The following is a 20994-nucleotide window of genomic DNA, read 5'->3' as shown; positions in this document are numbered from 1 at the left end:
GGGCCGACACCGCCACCCTGGCCGCCCGCGACCTCACCCTGCGTATGCGTCGCAAGGTGATCCTGGATCAGGTCGACTTCAGCGCCCGCGCGGGCCAGGTGACCGCCATCGTCGGGCCCAACGGGTCGGGCAAGACCACCCTGCTGCGCGTCCTGACCGGCGAGATCGCGGGCCAGATCGACCCCGGCGGCAGCGTCACCATGGGCGGCGTCGACGTCACCCGCGCCCATCCCGCCGTGCTGGCCCGGCGCCGCGCCGTGCTGGCCCAGCAGACCGCGCTGAGCTTTCCCTTCACCGTGCTGGAGGTCGTCCGCCTGGGCGCCGAGGGTCCGGGCGGCGAGGCCCGCGCCCTGGATGCGCTGGCGCGCGTCGACCTGGCCCACTATGGCGGGCGCTACTATCAGGAACTGTCGGGCGGCGAACAGCAGCGGGTGCAGCTGGCCCGGGTGCTGGCCCAGCTGGAAGAGCCCGTGGGCGCCCATGGTCCGCGCTGGCTTTTCCTGGACGAGCCGGTCTCGGCGCTGGACATCGCGCACCAGTTGCAGGTGATGCAGATCGCCGCCGATTTCGCCCGCGCGGGCGGCGGGGTGATCGCGGTGATGCACGATCTGAACCTGACGGCGATGTATGCCCAGAAGGTGGTTCTGTTGCAGCAGGGCCGCTGCCTGGGGGCCGGTCCGGCCGAGGCGGTGCTGACCGACGATCTGCTCAGCCGCGCCTACGGCTGCCCCCTGCGCATGGGGGTCGCGCCGGGCACGGGGCTGTTCCTCTTGCCCCAGTCCGCACAAATTACCCATGTTCCCAGTGCCCTAGACATACGCAGTTAGATCAACTTGCCTTCAGGTTGTGCGTTTCGGCTTCCCTTTCGCGCCACACATGGTATCGACAGAAAGACAGTCGACCCACGGGTCGATCCTGTGACGACGATCCCCGGGTGAAGAGGGAACCCGATGCCGACACGTGAACTGCGAGGCGCAGGCGGATGGCGCGGACGGCTGGTGGCCGCCCTGCGGCGCCCGGCCCTGCGCGTCGGCCTGGCGGGGGTGATGGGGATCTCTCTGCTGGCGGTGCCCGCCCTTTACGTGCTGACCCTGGAACGGGACAACGCCGAACGGCGCGCCGCCCTGGCCCTGCCCGTGGCGCTGCACCAGCTGGAACGCGCCATCGGCTATGCCGGGTTCATCCACCATTTCAAGAATGCCGTGCTGCGCCCCGAAGAGACGGGGTATTACGAAATGGCCGAAGAGAGCTACCAGGCTGCCACCGCCGCGCTGCGCGAGATCCATCAGTTGGGGATCGCCATCGGCACCGACCTGCCCATGTCCGCCCTGCACGCCACGCTGGCGGAATACCACAGCCGCATGAGCCAGGCCCGCGCCGCCGCCGCCGAGGGCCGCAGCATCTCCGAGGTCGACGCGCTGGTGCGGATCTCGGACACCGATGCAACGCTGGACCTGCTGGCGCTAGAAAACAGCATCGCCGAGGCCATCGCCACCTGGTCAAACCGCGAACGTCTGACCGCGCGCCAGGAACGGCTGGTCCTCAGCGGGCTGCTGTTGCTGCTGGCGCTCAGCGCCGGGGCGATGCTGCTGACCGGCTCTGCCGCGCAGCGCGACCGCGAACGCCGCGCGCAAGAGCTGAACGACCGGCTGGCGGCCCTGGGGCAGGTGACCTCGGGGCTGGCCCATGACGTCAACAACCTGCTGGCCACGATCTACTATGCGCTGGAGCTGAGCCAGGACGAGGATCTGCCCCCCGCCGCGCGCCGCTACATGCAAAGCGCCTCGCGCGCCGTGGCCCGCGGCAAGGAACTGACCGGGCGCCTGCTGACCATCGCCCGGCCGGTCAAGGGCCATCCCGAAACCCGCGCCGTCGCCGGCCTGTTCATGGAGGTCGAGGCCCTGGCCCTGCCGCAGCTGGAAAACAGCGGCATCACGCTGCGGTTCACCGCCGCCGAGCCGGGGTTGATGGTCCATTGCGACCCGGGCCTGCTGATCGACAGCCTGCTGAACCTGATCCTGAACGCCCGCAATGCGATCCAGCACTCGGGTCGGGGCGGCATGATCCATGTCGAGGCGCAAAGCGCCGCCGCCCAGACAGTGCGCCGCAGCGCCCAGCGAGCGCCGGAGATGACCCTGGCGGCCAACTCGGACAGCGGGGTGCCGCTGGACCCGGCGCGGCGCTATCTGCAAATCTCGGTCAGTGACGACGGCCCCGGAATGACCGAAGAGGTCCGCGCCCGCGCGCTTGAACCCTTCTACACCACCAGCCAGGACGGGACCGGCGTCGGGCTGGGCCTGTCCACGGCCTTTTCCTTTGCCCGCGGCGCCGAGGGCGATCTGCGGCTGGATTCCTCTGCCGGGGCCGGGACGGTGGTGCAGATCCTTCTGCCCCGCGACCCCGCCGCCGAGGCCGAAACGGCCACTGACCAGGGTTCCCCGGCCGAGGCCGCCGGGCCCGACGCCCAGGCGCAGGCGCAGGCGGCGCCCGCCGCCCCTGCCCCGACGGCCCCCGCAACGACCGCTGCACTGCGCAGGGCCCCGGTGGGGACGGCGCGGATCTCGGGCGGAGCGATGAAACCGCCACGCAGCGGCGCGGCTGCCGACAACCTGTCGGGCGCCAAGGCGCCGCCGGTCATGGCCTCGAGCCAGACCCGCGTCCTGCCGCAGGTGCCCCGCCCGATCACCCTGCCCGAGGCCAGCCCCCAAGGCGCGGCAGCCCCGAAGGCCTCGGAAAGCCCCGCCGCCGCCGAAAAGGCCACGCCCCGGCCCAGGGCGGGCGCCCCCCGGGTCCTGCTGGCCGAGGATGAGACCGGCCTGCGCCTGCTGTTGTGCGAAACCTTGCGCGCCGCCGGGTTCGAGGTGATGGCGGCGGAAAACGGCGCCGTGGCGCTGAACCGGCTGCGCGAAGGCGACGCGGCCTCGGTGGATCTGCTGCTGACCGATGTGATGATGCCGGAACTGGACGGCTTCGGCCTGGCCCGGGCGGCGCGGGATCTTTTCCCCGACCTGCCGGTGGTCTATCTGACCGGCTTTGTCGGCGACGACCCGGAAACCGCCCCGCGCCCGCCGGTGGCCGGCCCGGTGCTGCGCAAGCCCTGCCCGCCCGACCGGCTGTTGCAGACGCTGAGCGAGACGATGAACGCCCCGCGCCTTCCCCACTGACCCTGCCGGCGCCACGACGCCCGCGCTGCGGGTGGCGCGAAACCCGACCCGGTGTACCCCGGGCCGGGGCGGTGCTTACTCGGCGGCGCGGGCCTCGGCCTCGGCCACCGCGCAAGGCGCCAGCTTCCGCCAGGCGTCATATTGCGACAGGAAGACCTCGCCGTTCATCTCATCCAGGAAATGAGAGGTCTTCAGCCGGTCCATCACCGGCCCCTTCACCTCGGACAGATGCAGGCCGATCCCGCGCGAGGTCAGCACCTCGTTCAGCGCCTCCAGGCTTTCCAGCGCCGAGAAGTCGATCTCGTTGACCGCCGAGCACATCAGCACGACGTTCTTCACCGGGCTGTCCTCGGCGATGCGGTCCTGCACGCAATCCTCCAGGAAGCGGGCGTTGACGAAGTAGAGGCTTTCATCGACGCGCAGCGACAGAAGCGCCGGATCGGTGGCCACCTGGTGGCGGTTCACGTTGCGGAAGTGATGCGTGCCGGGGACCAGCCCCACCTCGGCCACATGCGGGCGCGAGGTCTTCAGCAGGTGCAGCACGATCGAGATCAGCACCCCGGCCGAGACGCCGGTTTCCACCCCGAAGGCGAGGGTCAGCAGGATGGTGGCGGCCACGGCCCAGAAGTCGGCGCGCGAATAGGCCCAGGTCTTTTTCAGGATCTTGAAATCGACCAGGCCCAGCACGGCGACGATGATCGTCGCGGCCAGCGTGGCCTTGGGCAGGAAATGCACCAGCGGCGTCAGGAAGGCCGCGGCGATGGCCAGGCCCAGGGCGGTGAAGGCGCCCGCCGCCGGGGTCTCGGCGCCCGCGTCATAGTTCACGACCGAACGCGAGAAGCCCCCGGTGACCGGATAGCCGCCGGTAAAGGCGGCGCCCAGGTTGGCGGCGCCCAGGCCGATCAGTTCCTGGTCGGGGTCGATGCGCTGGCCCTTCTTGGCGGCAAGGGTCTGCGCCACGGAGATGGATTCGACGAAACCGATGATCGAGATCAGCAGGGCGGGCACCGCCAGCTGGCCGATCAGCGCGGGCGAGAAATCCGGCAGGGTGAAGGGCGGCAGGGATTGCGGCACCTCGCCGACGATCTTCACGCCGCGCTCCGCCAGGCCCAGGCCCCAGGTGGCGACGGTGGTCACGACCACTGCGGCGACGGGGCCAGCCTTGGCGGCGAAATCGGCGGCCATGGGCGAGAGGCCCAAGCGGCGCAGCAGCGGCTTCAGCCCCTTGCGGACCCAGAAGAGGAAGGCGGTGGCGGCCACACCGATGACCAGGGTCGCCAGGTTGGTCTGCGACAGAGTGGCCAGCAGCGACTCGATCAGTTCCACCAGCGTATCCCCGCCCGCCGAGATGCCGAAGATATGGCGCAGCTGCGAGGCGGCAATCAGGATGCCCGAGGCGGTGATGAAGCCCGCGATCACCGGATGCGACAGGAAGTTGGCGAGGAAACCAAGGCGCAGGATGCCCATCAGGAACAGCATGGCCCCTGACAGAAACGCCAGGGTCAGCGCGGCGGTGGCATAGCCCATGGTGCCCTGTTCCGCCACTTCCGAGATCGCCGCCGCGGTCAGCAGAGAGACCACCGCCACCGGCCCCACAGCCAGGGCGCGCGAGGTGCCGAAGACCGTGTAGAGCAGGATCGGCACGATCGAGGCATAGATCCCCGCCTCGGCCGGCAACCCCGCCAGCAGCGCATAGGCCAGCGACTGCGGGATCAGCATGATCGTCACGATCACCGCCGCGACAAGGTCGTTGGACAGCGCGCTGCGCGTGTAGCTGCGACCCCAGTCGAGAATGGGCAGGTAGTGGCGGAGGGCTTGCAACATGGCTCTTGGTCCTGGCTATGCGTCGCGGGGCCGCTTCCCCCCGGACGCGCGAAATCGAAAAGGCGGGCAGGCCCGTCAGGGGGCCCGACCCGCAAGGTGGCTCCGGCCGGAACGCGGGCCGGAACGGGGAGGTCTGGCCCGGACCGTCAAAAGGGACAATCGGGTCCGGGCCCCGGGGCAGGCGCTGGCGCGGGGGTGGGCGCCTGCCCCGGATACGTCAGGCCTGGTCGGCCTTGACGGTGACATCGGCGGGCTTGGCCAGCCATTCATGGCCGCGCAGCATCCCTTTCCAGTAGATCGGCGGCAGCATCCGTTCCTTCAGCCACCAGGCGGCGCGCGTGGGCTTGGTGCCGTCCAGAAGGATCTTCGGGAAAGAGGGTTTCAGCACCCCGCCGTAGCCGAACTCGGCCAGCACGATCTTGCCCCGCTCCACCGTCAGCGGGCAGGAGCCGTAGCCGTCGTAGGCGGCCTTGGGCCCGCGCCCGCGCAGGTCGGCGGCGATGTTCTCGGCCACCACGGGGGCCTGCATCCGCGCCGCCGCCGCCGTCTTGGCATTGGGGGCGTTCATCACGTCGCCCAGCGACCAGATGTTGTCATAGCTCTTGTGGCGCAGGGTGGCGGGGTCGACATCGACCCAGCCCGCCGCATCGGCCAGGGGCGAGACGCGGATGAAATCGGGCGCCACCTGGGGCGGCACGACGTGGATCATGTCGAAATCGACGGTGACGGTCTCGGGGTCGCTGTCGGGCTTGGCCACCTTGAAGGTGGCTGTCTTGGCCGGGCCGTCGATCGCAACCAGGTTGTGGAAGAAGTTCAGCGTGGCGCCGTATTTCTTCACGTATTGCTCCAGCGCGGGGACGTAGTCCTTCACCCCGAAAAGGACGCCGCCCGCATTCATGAACTGAATATCGACGTCTTGCAGCGCGCCATTGCGGAACCAGTGGTCGCCCGACAGATACATCGCCTTTTGCGGGGCCCCGGCGCATTTGATCGGCATCGGCGGCTGGGTAAAGAGGGCCCGGCCCGCCTTCAGCCCCTGCACCAACTCCCAGGTATAGGGCGCCAGGTCGTAGCGGTAGTTCGAGGTGACGCCGTTGCGGCCCAGGGTCTCTTCCAGGCCCGGGATCGCCTCCCAGTCCAGCTTCAGCCCCGGGCAGACCACCAGGCGGTCGTATTTCACCACCCGGCAGCCATCCAGAATGACGGCATTCGCGTCCGGTTCAAACGCCGCGACAGCGGCCTTGATCCAGGTGACCCCGCGCGGGATCACGCTGCCCATGGTGCGGGCGGTCTTCTGCGGCTCGAAGATGCCGCCGCCGACCATGGTCCAGCCGGGCTGGTAGTAATGGATATCGGCCGGGTCGATGATCGCGATCTCCAGATCCGGCTCGCGCGACTTCAGCGAGGCGGCGACAGAGATGCCCCCTGCGCCCGCGCCCACGATCACCACCTGATAGCTGGCGTCGGCCTGATCGGTGGGGGTCTTGCCGCCATTGGCGATGCGCCGGGCGACACCGTTCAGGTCATAGCCCGCCGCCTTGGCCATGCCGAGGATCTCGGAGACCGGGCGCCGCTTGGCCTCGGCCAGGGCCCAGAGGGTCGAGCTGCGGGTGCCCGAGCGGCAATAGGCCAGCACCGGGCCGGGCAATTCGGTCAGCGCGGCGCCAAAGCCCTGGGCGGTCTCTTCGGTGACCACGCCCGGGGTGACGGGCAGATAGCGGAAGGCCAGCCCCTGCTCGGCGGCAACCCGGGCCATCTCCTCCTGGCTGGGCTGGTCGGCGGCCTCGCCGTCGGGGCGGTTGCAGATGATGGACTTGAACCCGGCGGCCTTGGCTGCGGCAAGCTCGTCTGGCTGGATCTGCGGGCTGACGGAGAGCCCGTCATTGATCTTGCGAATGTCCATTTTGTCTCCTCCTGAGGGCTGGGCAGACTGGTGAAGTGATCGGGGGGGCGCTGCCCCCGTCGCGGCAGGCCGCGACTCCCCCGGAGTATTTCCGGCCATCGAATGGAGCATGGGTGCCCCTGTCTATTCGACGGCTAGAAATACTCCCGCCGGAGGCGTCCGACGGATGAAACGGGCGGCGCGCGGCGGGGTGGCCGCGCGCCCGGGCCTGGTCAAAGGGCGTTGATCGGCACCTTGAGGAAGGTCTTGCCGTCCTCGTCCTTCGGCGGCAGTTCGCCCGCGCGCATGTTGACCTGCAGCGAGGGGATGATCAGCCGCGGCATGTCGAGCTGGGCATCGCGCTCGGTGCGGAACTTGACGAATTCCTCTTTCGTCTTGCCCGCGCCGACGTGGATGTTGTGCGCCTTCTCTTCGGCCACCGTGGTCTCCCACTTGATGTCGCGACCATTGGGGCCGTAGTCGTGGCACATGAAGAGACGGGTCTCATCGGGCAGGGCCAGCACCTTCTGGATGCTGTCGTAGAGCACGCCCGCGTCGCCGCCGGGGAAGTCGGCCCGGGCCGAGCCGCCGTCGGGCATGAAGAGCGTGTCGCCGACGAAGCCCGCGTCGCCCATCACATGGGTCATGCAGGCGGGGGTGTGGCCGGGGGTGTGAATTGCCAGGCATTCCATCTCGCCCACCATGTAGGTGTCGCCGTCATCGAACAGCCGGTCGAACTGGCTGCCGTCGCGCTGGAACTCGGTGCCTTCGTTGAAGATCTTGCCGAAGGTGTCCTGCACCACGGTGATATTGCGCCCGATGCCCAGCTTGCCGCCCAGTTTCGACTGGATGTAGGGGGCCGCCGACAGGTGGTCGGCGTGGACATGGGTTTCGATCAGCCATTCCAGCTTCAGACCGTTGCCCTTGACGAAGCCGATCAGCTCGTCCGCGGCATGGTAGGAAATCCGCCCGGCGGCATAGTCGATGTCCATCACGGAATCGACGATGGCGCAGGCGTTGGAGGCCGGGTCCTTCACCACGTAGGAAATGGTGTTGGTGTCTTCGTCGAAGAACCCAGTGACCTGGGGGATGACGTCGGGATGGGTCGTATAGGACATGGAAGTCTCCTTTCTTCCGGTCGAAGGGTCGGCGGGCCGGGGCGGATCGGGGATCGCGCCCCGGCCAGGGGTCAGGTAGGCGTCAGGCGGTGCGGGCCGCGCCTGCGGGACGGGTCAGCACCCGGTTCAGCAGCCGCGCCAGCAGCAGCCCGGCGACGAAGGCGGCGCCGAAGATCAGCACCTCGGTCTTGCCGGTGCCCAGGGCGGGCAGCGCACCGCCGGGGCAGAAGCCCGCGATGCCCCAGCCCAGGCCGAAGACCAGCGAGCCCAGCACCAGGCGCTTGTCGATCAGTTTCGTCGCGGGCAGTTGGAAGCCCTTGTCGAACAGCGGCTTCGGACGGCCCAGCACCAGCAGGTAACCGGGGATGGTCACCGCCAGGGCACCGCCCATGACGAAGATCAGCGAGGGATCCCAGGTGCCCGCGATATCGAAGAAGTTCAGCACCTTGGCAGGGTTGCCCATGCCGGCGATCAGGATGCCCACACCGAAGAGCAGGCCGATGAGGAAGGCGGTCAGCAGTTTCATGGTCTCAGGCTCCGATCAGGTGGCGAATGACAAAGACGCTGACGAAGGCGCCGATCATGAAGGTGATCGTGGCGGTGATCGAGCGGCGCGAGAAGCGGGCGTTGCCGCAGATCCCGTGGCCCGAGGTGCAGCCACCGCCAAAGAAGGTGCCCAGGCCCACCACCACGCCGCTGAGGACGATCATCGGGGTCGAGACGGGGATGTCGATGGCAGGCACGCTGCCCGTCAGCAGCAGCAGGGCCGAGGGTGCGGCCAGCATCCCCAGCAGCAGCGCAGCGCGGAACACCCAGTCAGAGGCGTTGTCGAACCGCAGCAGGCCGCCGACAATACCGGTGGCGCCCAGGATACGGCCATGCAGGGCCATCAGCAGCACCGCCGCCAGGCCAACCATCATGCCGCCGAAAAGCGAGGTGAGCGGGGTAAATTCGGTAATCATGCGCGGATCTCCCGGGCAGGGAGAGAAGCGGAAGTACGGGTCATGTGTGCCTCCTGGGGAAGAAGTCGATGAGGGCGTCCGGGGTGGACCTGACAGTTTATGTCACACCCGGGGCCGCCGCTTCCGTGACTAGGTCACAGACCGGGCCAGAACCGCACACAAAGGCATACAGGACTTTGATATAAATCATTTTTTCCGCGCAAATTTTCCCGCCCGCCGCGCCAGGCAGGGCGGCCGGGGGGCCTGATGCAGGGCACGGCAGGGCCGATCGCCCGCCGCAGAGGGGGATCTGAGTCGCCCCAGGCGGGGGCCGAAAGGCAGGGGGGTCAGCTCAGCGCGGAAGAGCGCGCCAGGCGTTCCAGACCCGCGCGGCCCGTCAGGCGCACCTCGCCGCGCGCCAGTTCCACCCAGCCGCGGCGCTGGAACTCGGCCAGGGTGCGCGAGATCACCTCGCGTGCCGTGCCCAGCTCGTTGCCCAGCATCTGGTGGGTGGCATGGACCACGCCCTCGGCATCGGCCAGTTCCAGCAGGCGGGCGGCCAGGCGCACATCCATCCGCTGGAAGACGATGTCGTCGATCAAGGTGAAGAGATCGGTCAGCCGCCGCGAATAGGCCTTGAACACGAAGGACCGGAAGATGGGCGAACGCGCCACCAGGTCGTCGAAGGTGCGGCGCGGAATGGCCACGGCGCGGATGTCGGTCTCGGCGATGCCATCGGCGGCGTAATCCTCGAAGGCCAGCATACAGGCCGTGGTCAGCACGCAGCTGTCGCCCGCGTGAACCCGGTAGAGGAAGACCTCGCGCCCGGTTTCCGATTTCTGCTGCACCCGCACCGTGCCCTTGAGCAGCAGCAGCAGGTTGTCCGCCGATTGCCCGGGCGCAAAGACCTGGGCCCCGGCGGGCATCTCGACGATCTTGCTGCCGCCGACCAGCTCGGCCTTCAGCTCGGGCGGCAGGCGGTTCAGACCTTCGAAATTCTCGATCCAGTTCGTCGTGGCGCCGGGCGTGGCGGCGGCGGTGCTGGCGGTGGCAGAGGACATGCGCGCAATTCCCGTGACAATCGGCCTTCCAATCGGGCTTGTCCGCAAAGTGACATTTGCGGGCCGATTTTTCCAGCGCCTATACCCCCGTCCGCCAGAGGTCCCTGCGCGATAATGCCGCTGCGGGGCCGGATCTGCCGCAGAGGGCGGCAGCGGCCCGGGCGCCGCGATCAGGCGCCCTGCGCCACCCGGGCCTGAGAGGGGGTCATGCCGGTCCAGGCGTGGAAGGCGCGATAAAAGGAATTCGGATCGCGATAGGCCAGCAGATGCGAGATTTCCTCGGTGCTCAGGTCGCCGCGCGCCAGGTAGAGGCGCGCCAGCCGGGCGCGCACCCGGTCCAGCTCGGCCTGGAAAGAGGTGCCCTCGCCTTGCAGACGGCGCTGCAACGACCGGTCCGACAGGCCCATGCGCGCCGCCGCCGCGGCGACAGAGACCTGACCGGCGGGCAGCAGGTCTTCCAGCACCCGGGCCAGGCGTTCGCTGGCCGTGGCGCCGCGCGCCGCCGCGTCGCTGGCGGCCAGGCGGCTGTGCAACTCTTGCTCGACCACGGCGGCAAAGGCCGTGTCCTCGGAGATCAGCGGGCGCCTTGCGTCCTCGTCCGAGAGCACCAGGGTCATCACCGGGCCGGGGCGCGGCACGCAGCCCAGATCGGCGGCCAGCGTCGGGGTGATCAGATCGGGATCGGGCAGGCGCAGGTCCAGCGGCCGCACCGGATGGCCCGAGAAGCTGCGCGCGCAGGCCAGCAGGAAGACCGCCTCGACCGCTGCCAGGACGGGCGGCATGGGCACGCGGGCATCGGCAGCCTCGCAGGTGATGACATAGCGCCCCGAGGCACGGCGCGCCTCCAGCCGGAAGGGGCCCATCAGGGGTTTGAACACCGCCACCCGTTCGACCCCCGTCGCGATGTCGGGCGAGCAGGAAAAGGCGAAAAGCGAGGGGGTGAACGGCCCCTTGGCCGCCTCGCGCGCGGCGATCAGCAGGATCTCGGTGCTGGGCACCTCGGCCTCCAGCGCGCGCCACAGGCGGAAGAAGGTGGCGGCATCGACCAGCCGCTCTTCGGGGCCGTCGAAGAATTCCGGCTCCAGCCCGGCCCGGGCCAGGATGCGCGGCAGCGACAGGTTCAGCATGGCGGCGGCCTGCCGCAGGGTTGCGCGCATCGGATATTTGCGGCCGTAACTCATGGACTGGCTCCCCCCTTCTCCTGCCCTTTCCGGGCATGTTGTCGCGATCCGGCGGCACCATGCGGTACCGCAGCCTGGCCATCCTGCCCTGCCCGCGCGCCCCCGGCCAGAGGCCGCGTGCCCCCTGGCGCGACCGGATAGCGCTTTGGCGCGATCTGCGGGTCAAAAAACCCACAAAGGCGGCCCGAAACCGGCTAGGCTGCGCCAGAGCAGATGCGGCCAGACCCGCCAGAGAGATCAGCGAGGGGCGAGGATGAAGATCGAATTCACGGTGAACGACAGCCCGCGACAGGTCGACGTGGCGCCGGACATGCCGCTGTTGTGGGTGCTGCGTGACGTGCTGGGGCTGACCGGCACGAAATACGGCTGCGGCGCCTCGCTTTGCGGCGCCTGCACCGTGCATCTGGACGGCGAGGCGGTGCGTGCCTGCCAGGTCTGGGCCGAGGATGTGGCGGGCCGCGCCGTGCGCACGATCGAGGGGCTGGGCCGCCCCGAGGCCCTGCACGCGGTGCAAGAGGCCTGGATCGAACAGCAGGTGGCGCAATGCGGCTACTGCCAGTCGGGCCAGATCATGCAGGCCGCCGCCCTGCTGGCCCAGACCCCCGCCCCCAGCGATGCCGACATCGACGCCGCGATGGAGGGCAACCTGTGCCGCTGCGGCACCTATCCCCGCATCCGCGCCGCGATCCACGCGGCCGCCGCCAAGCTGGGGGGCTGAGCCATGTCGAAAGCCACCCGCCTGACCCGCCGCGCGGTGATCGTCGGCTCTCTCGCCGTGACCGGCGGCCTGGCCGTGGGGATCTACGCGCTGAACCGCGACTGGCCCAACCCGCTGGAAGAGGGGCTGCCCGAGGGGGCGGTGACCTTCAACCCCTGGATCCTGATCGGGCCCCGGGGGATAACCCTGATGGCGCCCCATACGGATCTGGGCCAGGGCATCCGCCACCTACAGGCGGCGCTGATCGCCGAAGAGCTGGACGTGGATCTGGATCAGCCCGAGGTCACCGTGGCAACCGGCCCCGCCGCGCCCGCCTATGCCAACCGCGCCCTGGCGGCCGAGGGGCTGCCCTTCATGAGCCAGGACCGGGGCACCGTGGCCACCATCGCCCGGGCCGCCTCGGAGAAACTGATGGGGGCGCTTGGCCTTCAGGGCACTGGCGGCTCCAGCTCGACCCCCGACAGCTATGTGAAGCTGCGCGAGGCCGGGGCCATGGCGCGCGAGATGCTGAAGGCCGCCGCCGCCTATCGCGAGCGGGTGCCGTTGCAAGCGCTGCGCACCGAAGCTGGCGCGGTGATCCTGCCCGATGGCCGCGCCCTGCCCTACGCCGATCTGGCCACGGACGCGGCAAAGGAACTGGCGCCACGTGACATCGCGTTGCGCGATCCCGCGCAATGGCGCCTGCTGGGCCGCCCGATGCAGCGGATCGACATCGCGGCGAAATCCACCGGCACGCTCGACTACGGCATCGACCTGGCGGTCGAGGGCATGGTCCATGCCACCGTGGCGCTGAACCCGCGCCCCGGGGGCGATCTGCTGTCTTATGACGACAGCGCCGCGCGGACGGTGCCGGGGGTGTCACGGGTGCTGCCGGTCTCCAACGGGCTGGCGGTGGTGGCCGACAGCACCTGGGCCGCCTTCCAGGGCGCCGCGGCGCTGGACTGCGACTGGGGGCCAGCCCCCTTCGCGCCCGAACAGGCCGATCACTGGGCCGCCCTGGCCACCGCGCTGGAGGGCCCGCCCGAGAAGGTCTGGCGCGACGAGGGCCCCCAGCCCGCGCGCCCGGCCGAGGCGCCGCGCGAGTATCGCGCGCCCTACCTGGCCCATGCGCCGCTGGAGCCCCTGTCGGCGCTGATCCATGTGACCGAGACGCGCTGCGACATCTGGGTGGCCAGCCAGTTCCCCGGCCTGGCAGAACAGAAGGTCGCCGCGATCACCGGCCTGCCGCGCCGGGCGGTACATCTGCACAACCAGTACAGCGGCGGATCCTTCGGCCACCGGCTGGAATTCGAGAACATCATTCGCGCCGCCGAGATCGGGGCCGCCTTGCGCGGCACGCCGGTCAAGCTGACCTATTCCCGCGAAGAGGACATGGCCCAGGACTTCCCCCGCCAGATCGCCATGGCCCGGGCCAGCGGTCAGGTCGAGAACGGCCAGGTCACGGCGCTGAACCTGGCGATCGCCGCGCCTTCGGTCACCGCCTCGCAGATGGGCCGGATCGGCCTGGCCGCCGTCGGCCCCGACAGCCAGACCGTGGCCGGGGCCTGGTCGATGCCCTATGCCCTGCCCGCGCTGCGGGTCGCGGGCCATACCGCAACGGGGCTGGCGCCGGTCAGCTCCTGGCGGTCTGTGGGGGCCTCGCACGCGGGGTTCTTCGCCGAAAGCGCCCTGGACGAGCTGATCCATGAGGCGGGCGCCGACCCGCTGGAAGAACGTCTGCGCCTGTGCAACTACGCCCCCGCCCGCGCCTGCCTGGAGGCCGTGGGCGAGATGTCGGACTGGGGCGCCCCCCTGCCCGAGGGCACGGGGCGCGGGGTGGCCATGGTGATGTCCTTCGGCACGCCGGTGGCCGAGGTGGTCGAGGTGCGCCAGACCGAGGCCGGGCTGCGCATCGCCAAGGTCTGGGTGGCCGCCGATGTGGGCCGGGTGCTGGATCCGGTGAACTTCGAGAACCTGGTGCAGGGCGGCGTGATCTGGGGGCTGGGCCATGCGGTGAACTGCGAGGTGACCTATGCCGATGGCATCGCCGAGCCGACGAATTACTACGCCCATGCCGGGCTGCGGATGCCCCAGGCGCCCGAGATCATGGTGCGCGGATTGGAGACCGGGCCAGAGGTGCGCGGCATTGGCGAGCCACCGGTGCCCCCCGCCGCGCCCGCGCTTGCCAATGCGATCTTCGCCGCTACCGGCCAGCGCCTGCGCGAGATGCCCTTCGCCAATTTCATCGACTTCGCCTGACGGCGCCTGCCGCCGTCCCCGCTGCAAGGAGACCGCCCATGACGACACGCGCAAGCAATGCCAGCGACGGCTATTTCCTGGCCGCCATGTGTTTCTACGTCGCCGCCCTGCTGCATCTGGCGGTGATCGGGCTGAGCCTGGCCGACTACCTGTGGTCCATGCTGCTGGCCGCGCTGTTCTGGGGCGTGCTGGCCACGGCGCTGCTGCGGCACCTGCGGACGCTGGCCTGGATCGGCTTCTTCGCCGCCCTGGGCGCCGGGCTGGCGGCCCTGGGCCACGGCGTACCGACGCGCAGCCTGGATGCGGCGGTCTTTGTGATGATCGCAGGCGTGCTGTGGCTGGGGGCGCTGGCCCTGGCGGCGCATCTGTGGCGCTATCGCGGCGCGATCCGCCAAGTCTGAAGCGTAGCCCCGGAGGGCCGCCAGCCGCGCCCGAAACGGAAAAGGGCCCCGTGTCGCCACGGGGCCCACTGCACTGGCAAGCGGAACGGGGTCAGAGAACCCGAAAATCCCGCTGCACGTCGATCTGCCGAACGGAAGGGACACCATCCAGCAGGAACCGTGCGTGATCACCCGCCTGGACCATGACCCCGTCTGCATGGTCGGTCAGGGCGATGTCACCCACGGAGAGACCAGGCAGGACGAGTTCGATCACGTCCTTGCCCGGATGGAAGTTCCGGACCACCGGCCCGGACGCCTGGGCCCCGGCTGCGGCTTTGCCGAAAACGAACTTGTCCGCGCCGACCCAGCCGATCATCTCGTCGGGCTGCGGCGCCCCCACCAGACCCTGCGACGCGGCGCGGGCGGTGCTGGTCTGATCGCTGTTGCGAGGCGCGCGCGGCCCCTGGCCGGACTGGCCGCCGGCCAGCAGGCGCATGGGCGGGCGACCGGCGGCGGCGGTGCTACCGTCGCCCAGCAGGAAGGTGACCTCGACCGCCTCGTAAGGGGCCAGTTCCACATCCAGCAGGGTGCCGTCCATCTCGACCGTCTCCAGCGCCCAGGGCTGGGCCTCGGCCTGGGGCCGCGCCAGACGCAGGGTATTGCCGACCCGCTGGGCGCGCGGCGCGGCGGGACGGGCCGCCTCGGTGGCGGCGCCGATGCGCAGGGCTTCGACCGACAGCGGCGCGCCGGGCAGGAGGGCCGCGAAATCGACGTCGATCTGCACCGGGTGATCCAGGCGAGAGCGGACATAGGCCACCAGGCGCCCGGCCTCCTCATGGGCCGAGATCTCGACCGCGCCCTCTTCGGCGGTAAAGCGGGTGGCCACGGCGCGGGTGCCAGCCAGGTTGCCGCCCATGCGCGCGGCCAGGGCGGCCTGCATGGCGCGCTCGGCGGCGCGCGGGCTGCCCAGACGATCATCGCGGCCTGCCGGCGGCTTCGGCGGCAGGGGCATCTGCAACAGGATGTCGGGGCGTTCGCCCGCACGCAGGTTCAGCGCCTCCATCCCGGTTTCCAGCGCCCGGATCGCCATCCGCGCCTTGGCGGCATATTCCTCGGGCTCGATCAGATCGAACTCTTCGTTGCCGATCTCGAAGGCGGCCACCACATCGCGGTAGCGGCGCAGCACCAGGGCGGTGAACAGCTCCAGCTCGCGGGCATAGGCGCGGTAGTGTTCCAGCGGCAAATGCAGGGTCGGGATGACCAGGGTCAGCCGCTGGCGCGCCTCGGGGCGGCCGTTGCCTTCGGGGTCGCGCGCCCAGTCAAGCGCCACGAGAAGCGCATCTCGCAGGCGCGGGACCCCGTCATCGGCGCGACGCAGTCGGGTGATGTCGAGCCAGGACCGGCTCTCGTCCTCGGACGCGCCATCGCCCAGATGGGCGGGGAAGCGCAGCGTATCGAGGCACAGGCCGTCGACGATCAGCTTCATCTCGGGACCAGAGGGTTTGGCCGTCGCTTTCATCACGACGCCCTCTTGCCCGGTCTCGGCCACACAGGCGCGCAGCCCCTCGTCACCGGCCAGGCGGGCCAGCGATTGCGCCGGGGCATCGGGGCGGGCCGTTGCCGCCTCCCAGGCCCGCTTGCGCGCCGCATTTCGTCTGTCCTGAACACCGCGACCCAGGCCTGCCAGGGCCCACCCATTTCCAGACATCTGTCCCATCGCGGCAAGAGACAGACACACACACACGGCAAGAATACACACCAGCTCCATGGAGCACCCCACTTAAAAAAGTTTTCGACACACACTGACTTTCGTCACGTAAAGCGTAGCAAGCGGATCCCGAGCTGCAAAGCATACGTGCCGGGACAGATCGCTGATTCAGCGTGATTTGGGGGGTTTTGCCGGGCAAGACCGGCTATGCAAAAATGCCGGGTGCACACAATTTTGAGGCGAACTGCCCCTTCGGGGGGCCTGATTAACTTGTCCACCAACAAAATTTTCGAAAAAAGCGATTCGCTTTTAGATTGAGTTTGCCCGGCCCGCGCGTGGCGGGCCGGGCGAAAGTCACGCGGCCGAAGAATGGCCCAGGGCAGAGGGCAGCCGGTGCCCTTCGCTGGGGTGGAAGAGGTGCAGGTCTTCCAGCGGCAATTCGGCCGCCATCTCGTCCGACAGCTCTTGCGTCAGGTCGGTCTGGGCGATGATCCGGGTGCCCGCGATATGGCCGTGCAGGATGCGCGAGCCGCCCAGTTCCTCGACATAGTCGAGGCGGAAGTTGCCCCCCGCCGCAGGCCGCAGGCGCAGCGCCTCGGGGCGGATCCCGGCGGTGACCTGGCCCGCGGGCGCGGCCAGACCCCGGGCCAGTGCCGCGCCCGCCAGCATCAGGGCGCCGCCCGTGATCTCGGCCTGCATCAGGTTCATCGCAGGTGCGCCCAGGAAGCCCGCGACGAAGGTCGAGGCAGGCTGACGATACAGATCCAGCGGGCGGCCCACCTGTTCGATGCGCCCATGGTTCAGCACCACCAGACGGTCGGCCAGGGTCATGGCCTCCAGCTGGTCATGGGTCACGTAGACGCTGGTGGTCTTCAGCCGCTGGTGCAGCTGCTTGATCTCGCCGCGCATGTGCAGGCGCAGTTTCGCATCCAGGTTCGACAGCGGCTCGTCAAAGAGGAAGGCGGCGGGGTCGCGCACGATGGCGCGGCCCATGGCCACCCGCTGGCGCTGGCCGCCCGACAGGGCGCGCGGCTTGCGGTCCAGGTAGTCGGTGATCTGAAGGATCGCCGCCGTCTCTTCGATGCGCCGGGCGATCTCGGCCTTGGGCATCTTCCGGTTCTTCAGCCCGTAGGCCATGTTCTGGCGCACCGACATATGCGGGTAGAGCGCATAGTTCTGGAACACCATGGCGATGTCGCGCTCGGCCGGTTCCATCTGGTTGACGACCTTGTCACCGATCGCGATCTCGCCCTCCGAGACGGTCTCCAGCCCCGCGATCATCCGCAGCAGGGTCGACTTGCCGCAGCCCGAGGGGCCGACCAGGACGACGAACTCGCCGTCCTGGATCTCCAGATCCACGCCCTTGACCGCCGGTTCGGCGCTGCCGGGGTAGATCTTCTTCACGGCGGAAAGTGTGATACCGGCCATGATTACTTCTCCTGTTCCACGAGGCCCTTCACGAAGAGCCTTTGCATGAAGATGACGACGAGCACGGGCGGCAGCATGGCCAGCATGGCCGAACCCATGACGAAGTTCCATTGGGGGTCGCTGTCGGCCACGTCCGACATCCGCTTGATCCCCATGACGACGGTGTAGAATTTCTCGTCGGTGGTGATCAGCATCGGCCAGAGGTACTGGTTCCAGCCGTAGATGAAGAGGATGACGAAAAGCGCGGCGATATTGGTCTGGCTTAGCGGCAGGACCATGTCGCGGAAGAACTTCATCGGCCCCGCCCCGTCGATCCGCGCCGCCTCGACCAGCTCCTCGGGGATGGTCAGGAAGAACTGGCGGAACAGGAAGGTGGCGGTGGCGCTGGCGATCAGCGGGATCGACAGGCCCGCGTAGCTGTTCAGCATCCCCAGATCCGCGACCACCTTGAAGGTGGGCATGATGCGCACCTCGACCGGCAGCATCAGGGTGACGAAGATCAGCGCGAAGATCGGCACCCGGAAGGGGAAGCGGAAATAGACGATGGCGAAGGCCGACAGGATCGAGATGGCGATCTTGCCCACGGTGATGATCAGCGCCATCAGCAGCGAGTTCTTCAGCATCAGACCCATGGGCGGCGCGCCGGGCACCGGCGTCTCCCCGCCCAGGATGGTGCTGTAGGTTTCCCACAGATTGCCCCCCGGCCACATGGGCATAGAGCCCGACAGGAAGGTCGACTGTTCATGGGTCGAGGCGACAAAGGCGATCCACACGGGCAGCGCCACGAAGGCCACCCCGAGGATCAGCACCAGATGCGCCAGGAAGGTCAGGAAGGGACGGTTTTCAACCATGGCTCGGCCTCCTCAATACTGCACGCGCCGCTCGATGAAGCGGAACTGGATGAAGGTCAGGGCAATCACGATGGACATCAGCACCACCGATTGCGCCGCGGAAGAGCCGAGGTTGAGGCCTTTCACCCCGTCCTCGAAGACCTTGTAGACCAGGATCGTGGTGGCCTGACCCGGGCCGCCCGCGGTCGAGGCGTCGATGGTCGAGAAGGTGTCGAACATCGTGTAGTTGATGTTGACGACCAGCAGGAAGAACGTGGTGGGCGACAGCAGCGGGAAGACCACGGTGAAGAAGCGTTTCACCGGCCCCGCCCCGTCGATCGCTGCCGCCTCGCGCAGCGACATCGGGATGGATTGCAGCCCGGCGACGAAGAACAGGAAGTTGTAGCTGATCTGCTTCCAGGCCGAGGCGAGCACCACCAGGGTCATGGCGTCGGTGCCGCTCAGGCGGTGGTTCCAGTCATAGCCCAGCATCTCCAGCACATAGGTCAGGATGCCGAAGGAGGGGTTGAACATGAACCACCACAGGATACCGGCGATGGCAGGGGCCACCGCATAGGGCCAGACCACCAGGGTGGTATAGAGGTTGGCGGTGCGGATCATCCGGTCGACGGCCACGGCCAGCAGCAGCGACAGGCCCATCGACAGGGTGGCGGTGCAGACGGTGAAGATCACCGTGGTCTCGAAGGACGCAAGGTATTCGGCACTGTCGAACAGGCGGACATAGTTGCGCAGACCGACCCAGGTGGTCGACAGGCCGAAGGGATCTTCGCGCAGGAAGCTTTGATAGACGGCCTGGCCCGCGGGCCAGATGAAGAAGACAAGGGTGATCACCAGCTGTGGCGCTACCAGAAGGTAGGGCAGCCACCAGCTGCGGAAGGTTGTGCGTTTGGTCTGCATGGGGAACCCGGGGTGCCGGAAAAAGGGAACAGGCCCGCGCGGATGCACGGGCCTGTCGGGATCGGATCGGTCTTAGCCGTTGGCTTCGACGAAGTCCTGGATCAGGGCGTTGCCGCGCTCGACCAGATCGTTCAGGGCTTCTTCGGCGGTCTTGTTGCCGGCCAGCAGGTTTTCGAACTCTTCGTCGATCACGCCACGGATCTGCACGTAGTTGCCAAAGCGCAGGCCCTTGGAGTTGGCGGTCGGGGCGTTCAGCGTGACCTGTTTGATCGCGATGTCGGCGCCGGGGTTCTCGTCGTAGTAGCCCTGTTGCTGGCTCAGCTCATAGGCGGCGTTGGTGATCGGCAGGTAGCCGGTGAACTGGTGCCAGTCGGCCTGAACCTCGGCCGAGGACAGGAAGTTCAGGAAGGAGGCAACACCGTCGTATTGCGCATCCGAACCACCGGCCAGGGTCCACAGGGTGGCACCGCCGATGATCGAGTTCTGCGGCGCGCCTTCGACGTCGGCGTAGTAGGGCAGCATACCCAGGCCCAGGTCGAAGTCGGTGTTGGCCAGGATCCCTGCGCGCGAGGCGGAAGAGTTCATGTAGATGGCGCATTCACCCGAGTAGAAGGCGGGCGCGCTGTCGGCACCGCCGGCGGGGCCACCGTATTTGAACAGGCCTTCGTCTTCCCACTTGGCCAGGTTTTCCCAGTGGCGGATCTGCACGGGACCGTTGACGGTCATCTGGCTGTCGATCGAACCGAAGCCGTTCTCGTTGGTGCCGATCGGCTGGTTGTGCCAGGCCGACAGGTTTTCCAGCTGCGCCCAAGAGATCCAGCCCGAGGTGAAGCCGCACTCGGCCGCGCCGCTTTCGACGATCTTGCGCGAGAAGGCTTCGACATCGGCCCAGGTCTTCGGTGCCACGTCGGCGTCCAGACCGGCGGCGGTGAAGATGTCCTTGTTGTAGTACAGGATCGGGGTCGACGAGTTGAAGGGCATCGACAGCATCTGGCCGTCGGTGTTGGTGTAGTAGCCCGCCACGGCCGCCAGGTAGGCGGAGGGGTCGAAGTTCTGGCCGTGCTCTTCCATCAGCTGGTAGACCGGATAGACGGCGCCTTCGGCGGCCATCATGGTGCCGGTGCCCACTTCGAAGACCTGCACCAGGTTCGGCTGCTCACCGGCGCGGAAGGCGGCGATGGCGGCGGTCATGGTCTCGGTGTAACTGCCGCGATAGGTGGCGGTCAGGTGGTACTCGTCCTGCGAGGCGTTGTAGTTGGCGACGATCTCGTCGACCTTTTCGCCCAGGGCGCCGCCCATGGCGTGCCACCAGGAGATTTCGGTCTGGGCGGAAGCCGCCAGCGGGGCCACCAGGGCGGTGGTCAGGGCCAGGCCTGCGATCAGGGTACGCTTCATCGGATGCTCCGTGAAAGGAAGGAAAGGATGCGATCCGCCTAGGCAGCTTTCATGACAGTTCTGAGTCAGTCCGATGAAGATCGGTTGAAAATGCGCGTTCAACCGTGCCGACCCGGCCCGGGGCGCGCAAACGGACAGGATTATGCGCGAATGAGCGCGGCGGCACGACGCATCCCCCGCGAATGTGAAACGGGCGCGCCGCGATGTG

The 20994-nt window shown here is 68.5% G+C and carries 17 protein-coding genes; 5 read left to right on the top strand and 12 right to left on the bottom strand.

Annotation, left to right across the window (positions count from 1 at the left end; translation table 11 throughout):
- Window positions 1–17: 17 nt before the first annotated feature.
- Window positions 18–827, top strand: a complete 810-nt coding sequence (locus ACRARE_RS12020) for a heme ABC transporter ATP-binding protein (protein WP_432656770.1) — start codon at window positions 18–20, stop codon at window positions 825–827.
- Window positions 828–950: 123 nt separating this feature from the next.
- The gene (locus ACRARE_RS12015; protein ID WP_432656682.1) at window positions 951–3164 is read left to right on the top strand and encodes a hybrid sensor histidine kinase/response regulator; all 2214 of its coding nucleotides are present in this window, start codon (window positions 951–953) and stop codon (window positions 3162–3164) included.
- Between the two features lie 75 nt (window positions 3165–3239).
- Here ACRARE_RS12015 and ACRARE_RS12010 read toward each other — a convergent pair whose 3' ends face one another.
- The 7 genes from ACRARE_RS12010 to ACRARE_RS11980 all read right to left on the bottom strand — a co-directional run bounded on the left by ACRARE_RS12010 (window position 3240) and on the right by ACRARE_RS11980 (window position 11171).
- Window positions 3240–4988, bottom strand: a complete 1749-nt coding sequence (locus tag ACRARE_RS12010) for a SulP family inorganic anion transporter (protein ID WP_432656681.1) — start codon at window positions 4986–4988, stop codon at window positions 3240–3242.
- Between the two features lie 217 nt (window positions 4989–5205).
- The gene (locus tag ACRARE_RS12005; RefSeq protein ID WP_432656680.1) at window positions 5206–6891 is read right to left on the bottom strand and encodes a bifunctional protein tyrosine phosphatase family protein/NAD(P)/FAD-dependent oxidoreductase; all 1686 of its coding nucleotides are present in this window, start codon (window positions 6889–6891) and stop codon (window positions 5206–5208) included.
- A 212-nt stretch (window positions 6892–7103) separates the two neighbouring features.
- Window positions 7104–7988: an MBL fold metallo-hydrolase gene (locus ACRARE_RS12000; protein ID WP_432656679.1), complete on the bottom strand. Its 885-nt coding sequence runs from the start codon at window positions 7986–7988 to the stop codon at window positions 7104–7106.
- A gap of 82 nt (window positions 7989–8070) precedes the next feature.
- Window positions 8071–8514 carry a DUF6691 family protein gene (locus ACRARE_RS11995; RefSeq protein ID WP_432656678.1) on the bottom strand — a complete coding sequence of 148 codons (444 nt, stop codon included), beginning with the start codon at window positions 8512–8514 and terminating at the stop codon, window positions 8071–8073.
- A gap of 4 nt (window positions 8515–8518) precedes the next feature.
- The gene (locus tag ACRARE_RS11990) at window positions 8519–8950 is read right to left on the bottom strand and encodes a YeeE/YedE family protein (protein WP_432656677.1); all 432 of its coding nucleotides are present in this window, start codon (window positions 8948–8950) and stop codon (window positions 8519–8521) included.
- A gap of 326 nt (window positions 8951–9276) precedes the next feature.
- A complete protein-coding gene (locus ACRARE_RS11985; RefSeq protein ID WP_432656676.1) occupies window positions 9277–9990 on the bottom strand; it encodes a Crp/Fnr family transcriptional regulator in 714 nt (237 codons plus the stop codon).
- 170 nt (window positions 9991–10160) lie between these two features.
- The gene (locus ACRARE_RS11980) at window positions 10161–11171 is read right to left on the bottom strand and encodes a helix-turn-helix domain-containing protein (RefSeq protein WP_432656675.1); all 1011 of its coding nucleotides are present in this window, start codon (window positions 11169–11171) and stop codon (window positions 10161–10163) included.
- Window positions 11172–11424: 253 nt separating this feature from the next.
- On the opposite strand from ACRARE_RS11980, the gene ACRARE_RS11975 reads away from it, so the two are divergent.
- The 3 genes from ACRARE_RS11975 to ACRARE_RS11965 are packed head-to-tail and all read left to right on the top strand — an operon-like array spanning window position 11425 to window position 14528.
- Entirely contained in the window at window positions 11425–11889 is a 465-nt protein-coding gene (locus ACRARE_RS11975) for a (2Fe-2S)-binding protein (protein ID WP_432656674.1), read from the top strand.
- A 3-nt stretch (window positions 11890–11892) separates the two neighbouring features.
- Entirely contained in the window at window positions 11893–14127 is a 2235-nt protein-coding gene (locus tag ACRARE_RS11970; protein ID WP_432656673.1) for a xanthine dehydrogenase family protein molybdopterin-binding subunit, read from the top strand.
- A gap of 38 nt (window positions 14128–14165) precedes the next feature.
- A complete protein-coding gene (locus tag ACRARE_RS11965; protein ID WP_432656672.1) occupies window positions 14166–14528 on the top strand; it encodes a hypothetical protein in 363 nt (120 codons plus the stop codon).
- Between the two features lie 91 nt (window positions 14529–14619).
- On the opposite strand, the gene ACRARE_RS11960 is transcribed toward ACRARE_RS11965, so the two are convergent.
- The 5 genes from ACRARE_RS11960 to ugpB all read right to left on the bottom strand — a co-directional run bounded on the left by ACRARE_RS11960 (window position 14620) and on the right by ugpB (window position 20786).
- The gene (locus ACRARE_RS11960; protein WP_432656671.1) at window positions 14620–16215 is read right to left on the bottom strand and encodes a hypothetical protein; all 1596 of its coding nucleotides are present in this window, start codon (window positions 16213–16215) and stop codon (window positions 14620–14622) included.
- A 354-nt stretch (window positions 16216–16569) separates the two neighbouring features.
- The gene (ugpC, locus tag ACRARE_RS11955) at window positions 16570–17643 is read right to left on the bottom strand and encodes a sn-glycerol-3-phosphate ABC transporter ATP-binding protein UgpC (protein ID WP_432656670.1); all 1074 of its coding nucleotides are present in this window, start codon (window positions 17641–17643) and stop codon (window positions 16570–16572) included.
- A 2-nt stretch (window positions 17644–17645) separates the two neighbouring features.
- On the bottom strand, window positions 17646–18494 hold the full coding sequence (ugpE, locus tag ACRARE_RS11950) for a sn-glycerol-3-phosphate ABC transporter permease UgpE (RefSeq protein WP_432656669.1): 849 nt from the start codon (window positions 18492–18494) through the stop codon (window positions 17646–17648).
- A 12-nt stretch (window positions 18495–18506) separates the two neighbouring features.
- On the bottom strand, window positions 18507–19391 hold the full coding sequence (ugpA, locus tag ACRARE_RS11945) for a sn-glycerol-3-phosphate ABC transporter permease UgpA (RefSeq protein ID WP_432656668.1): 885 nt from the start codon (window positions 19389–19391) through the stop codon (window positions 18507–18509).
- 72 nt (window positions 19392–19463) lie between these two features.
- Window positions 19464–20786, bottom strand: coding sequence for a sn-glycerol-3-phosphate ABC transporter substrate-binding protein UgpB (gene ugpB / locus ACRARE_RS11940; RefSeq protein ID WP_432656667.1), 1323 nt, complete (start codon window positions 20784–20786; stop codon window positions 19464–19466).
- Window positions 20787–20994 lie beyond the last annotated feature (208 nt).

The sequence above is a fragment of the Pseudooceanicola aquaeponti genome (genome assembly GCF_050897975.1).
GTDB lineage: Bacteria > Pseudomonadota > Alphaproteobacteria > Rhodobacterales > Rhodobacteraceae > Pseudooceanicola.
Note: the sequence above shows the minus strand (reverse complement) of the source record. Positions and strands in the feature narration are given on the sequence as shown.

What these genes read in the sequence shown, in the direction of transcription:
- ACRARE_RS12015 (WP_432656682.1), top strand. Translation starts at nt 951, where the DNA reads ATGCCGACACGTGAACTGCGAGGCGCAGGCGGATGGCGCGGACGGCTG.
- ACRARE_RS12010 (WP_432656681.1), bottom strand. Translation starts at nt 4,988, where the DNA reads ATGTTGCAAGCCCTCCGCCACTACCTGCCCATTCTCGACTGGGGTCGC.
- ACRARE_RS12005 (WP_432656680.1), bottom strand. Translation starts at nt 6,891, where the DNA reads ATGGACATTCGCAAGATCAATGACGGGCTCTCCGTCAGCCCGCAGATC.
- ACRARE_RS12000 (WP_432656679.1), bottom strand. Translation starts at nt 7,988, where the DNA reads ATGTCCTATACGACCCATCCCGACGTCATCCCCCAGGTCACTGGGTTC.
- ACRARE_RS11995 (WP_432656678.1), bottom strand. Translation starts at nt 8,514, where the DNA reads ATGAAACTGCTGACCGCCTTCCTCATCGGCCTGCTCTTCGGTGTGGGC.
- ACRARE_RS11990 (WP_432656677.1), bottom strand. Translation starts at nt 8,950, where the DNA reads ATGATTACCGAATTTACCCCGCTCACCTCGCTTTTCGGCGGCATGATG.
- ACRARE_RS11985 (WP_432656676.1), bottom strand. Translation starts at nt 9,990, where the DNA reads ATGTCCTCTGCCACCGCCAGCACCGCCGCCGCCACGCCCGGCGCCACG.
- ACRARE_RS11980 (WP_432656675.1), bottom strand. Translation starts at nt 11,171, where the DNA reads ATGAGTTACGGCCGCAAATATCCGATGCGCGCAACCCTGCGGCAGGCC.
- ACRARE_RS11975 (WP_432656674.1), top strand. Translation starts at nt 11,425, where the DNA reads ATGAAGATCGAATTCACGGTGAACGACAGCCCGCGACAGGTCGACGTG.
- ACRARE_RS11970 (WP_432656673.1), top strand. Translation starts at nt 11,893, where the DNA reads ATGTCGAAAGCCACCCGCCTGACCCGCCGCGCGGTGATCGTCGGCTCT.
- ACRARE_RS11965 (WP_432656672.1), top strand. Translation starts at nt 14,166, where the DNA reads ATGACGACACGCGCAAGCAATGCCAGCGACGGCTATTTCCTGGCCGCC.
- ACRARE_RS11960 (WP_432656671.1), bottom strand. Translation starts at nt 16,215, where the DNA reads ATGTCTGGAAATGGGTGGGCCCTGGCAGGCCTGGGTCGCGGTGTTCAG.
- ugpC (WP_432656670.1), bottom strand. Translation starts at nt 17,643, where the DNA reads ATGGCCGGTATCACACTTTCCGCCGTGAAGAAGATCTACCCCGGCAGC.
- ugpE (WP_432656669.1), bottom strand. Translation starts at nt 18,494, where the DNA reads ATGGTTGAAAACCGTCCCTTCCTGACCTTCCTGGCGCATCTGGTGCTG.
- ugpA (WP_432656668.1), bottom strand. Translation starts at nt 19,391, where the DNA reads ATGCAGACCAAACGCACAACCTTCCGCAGCTGGTGGCTGCCCTACCTT.
- ugpB (WP_432656667.1), bottom strand. Translation starts at nt 20,786, where the DNA reads ATGAAGCGTACCCTGATCGCAGGCCTGGCCCTGACCACCGCCCTGGTG.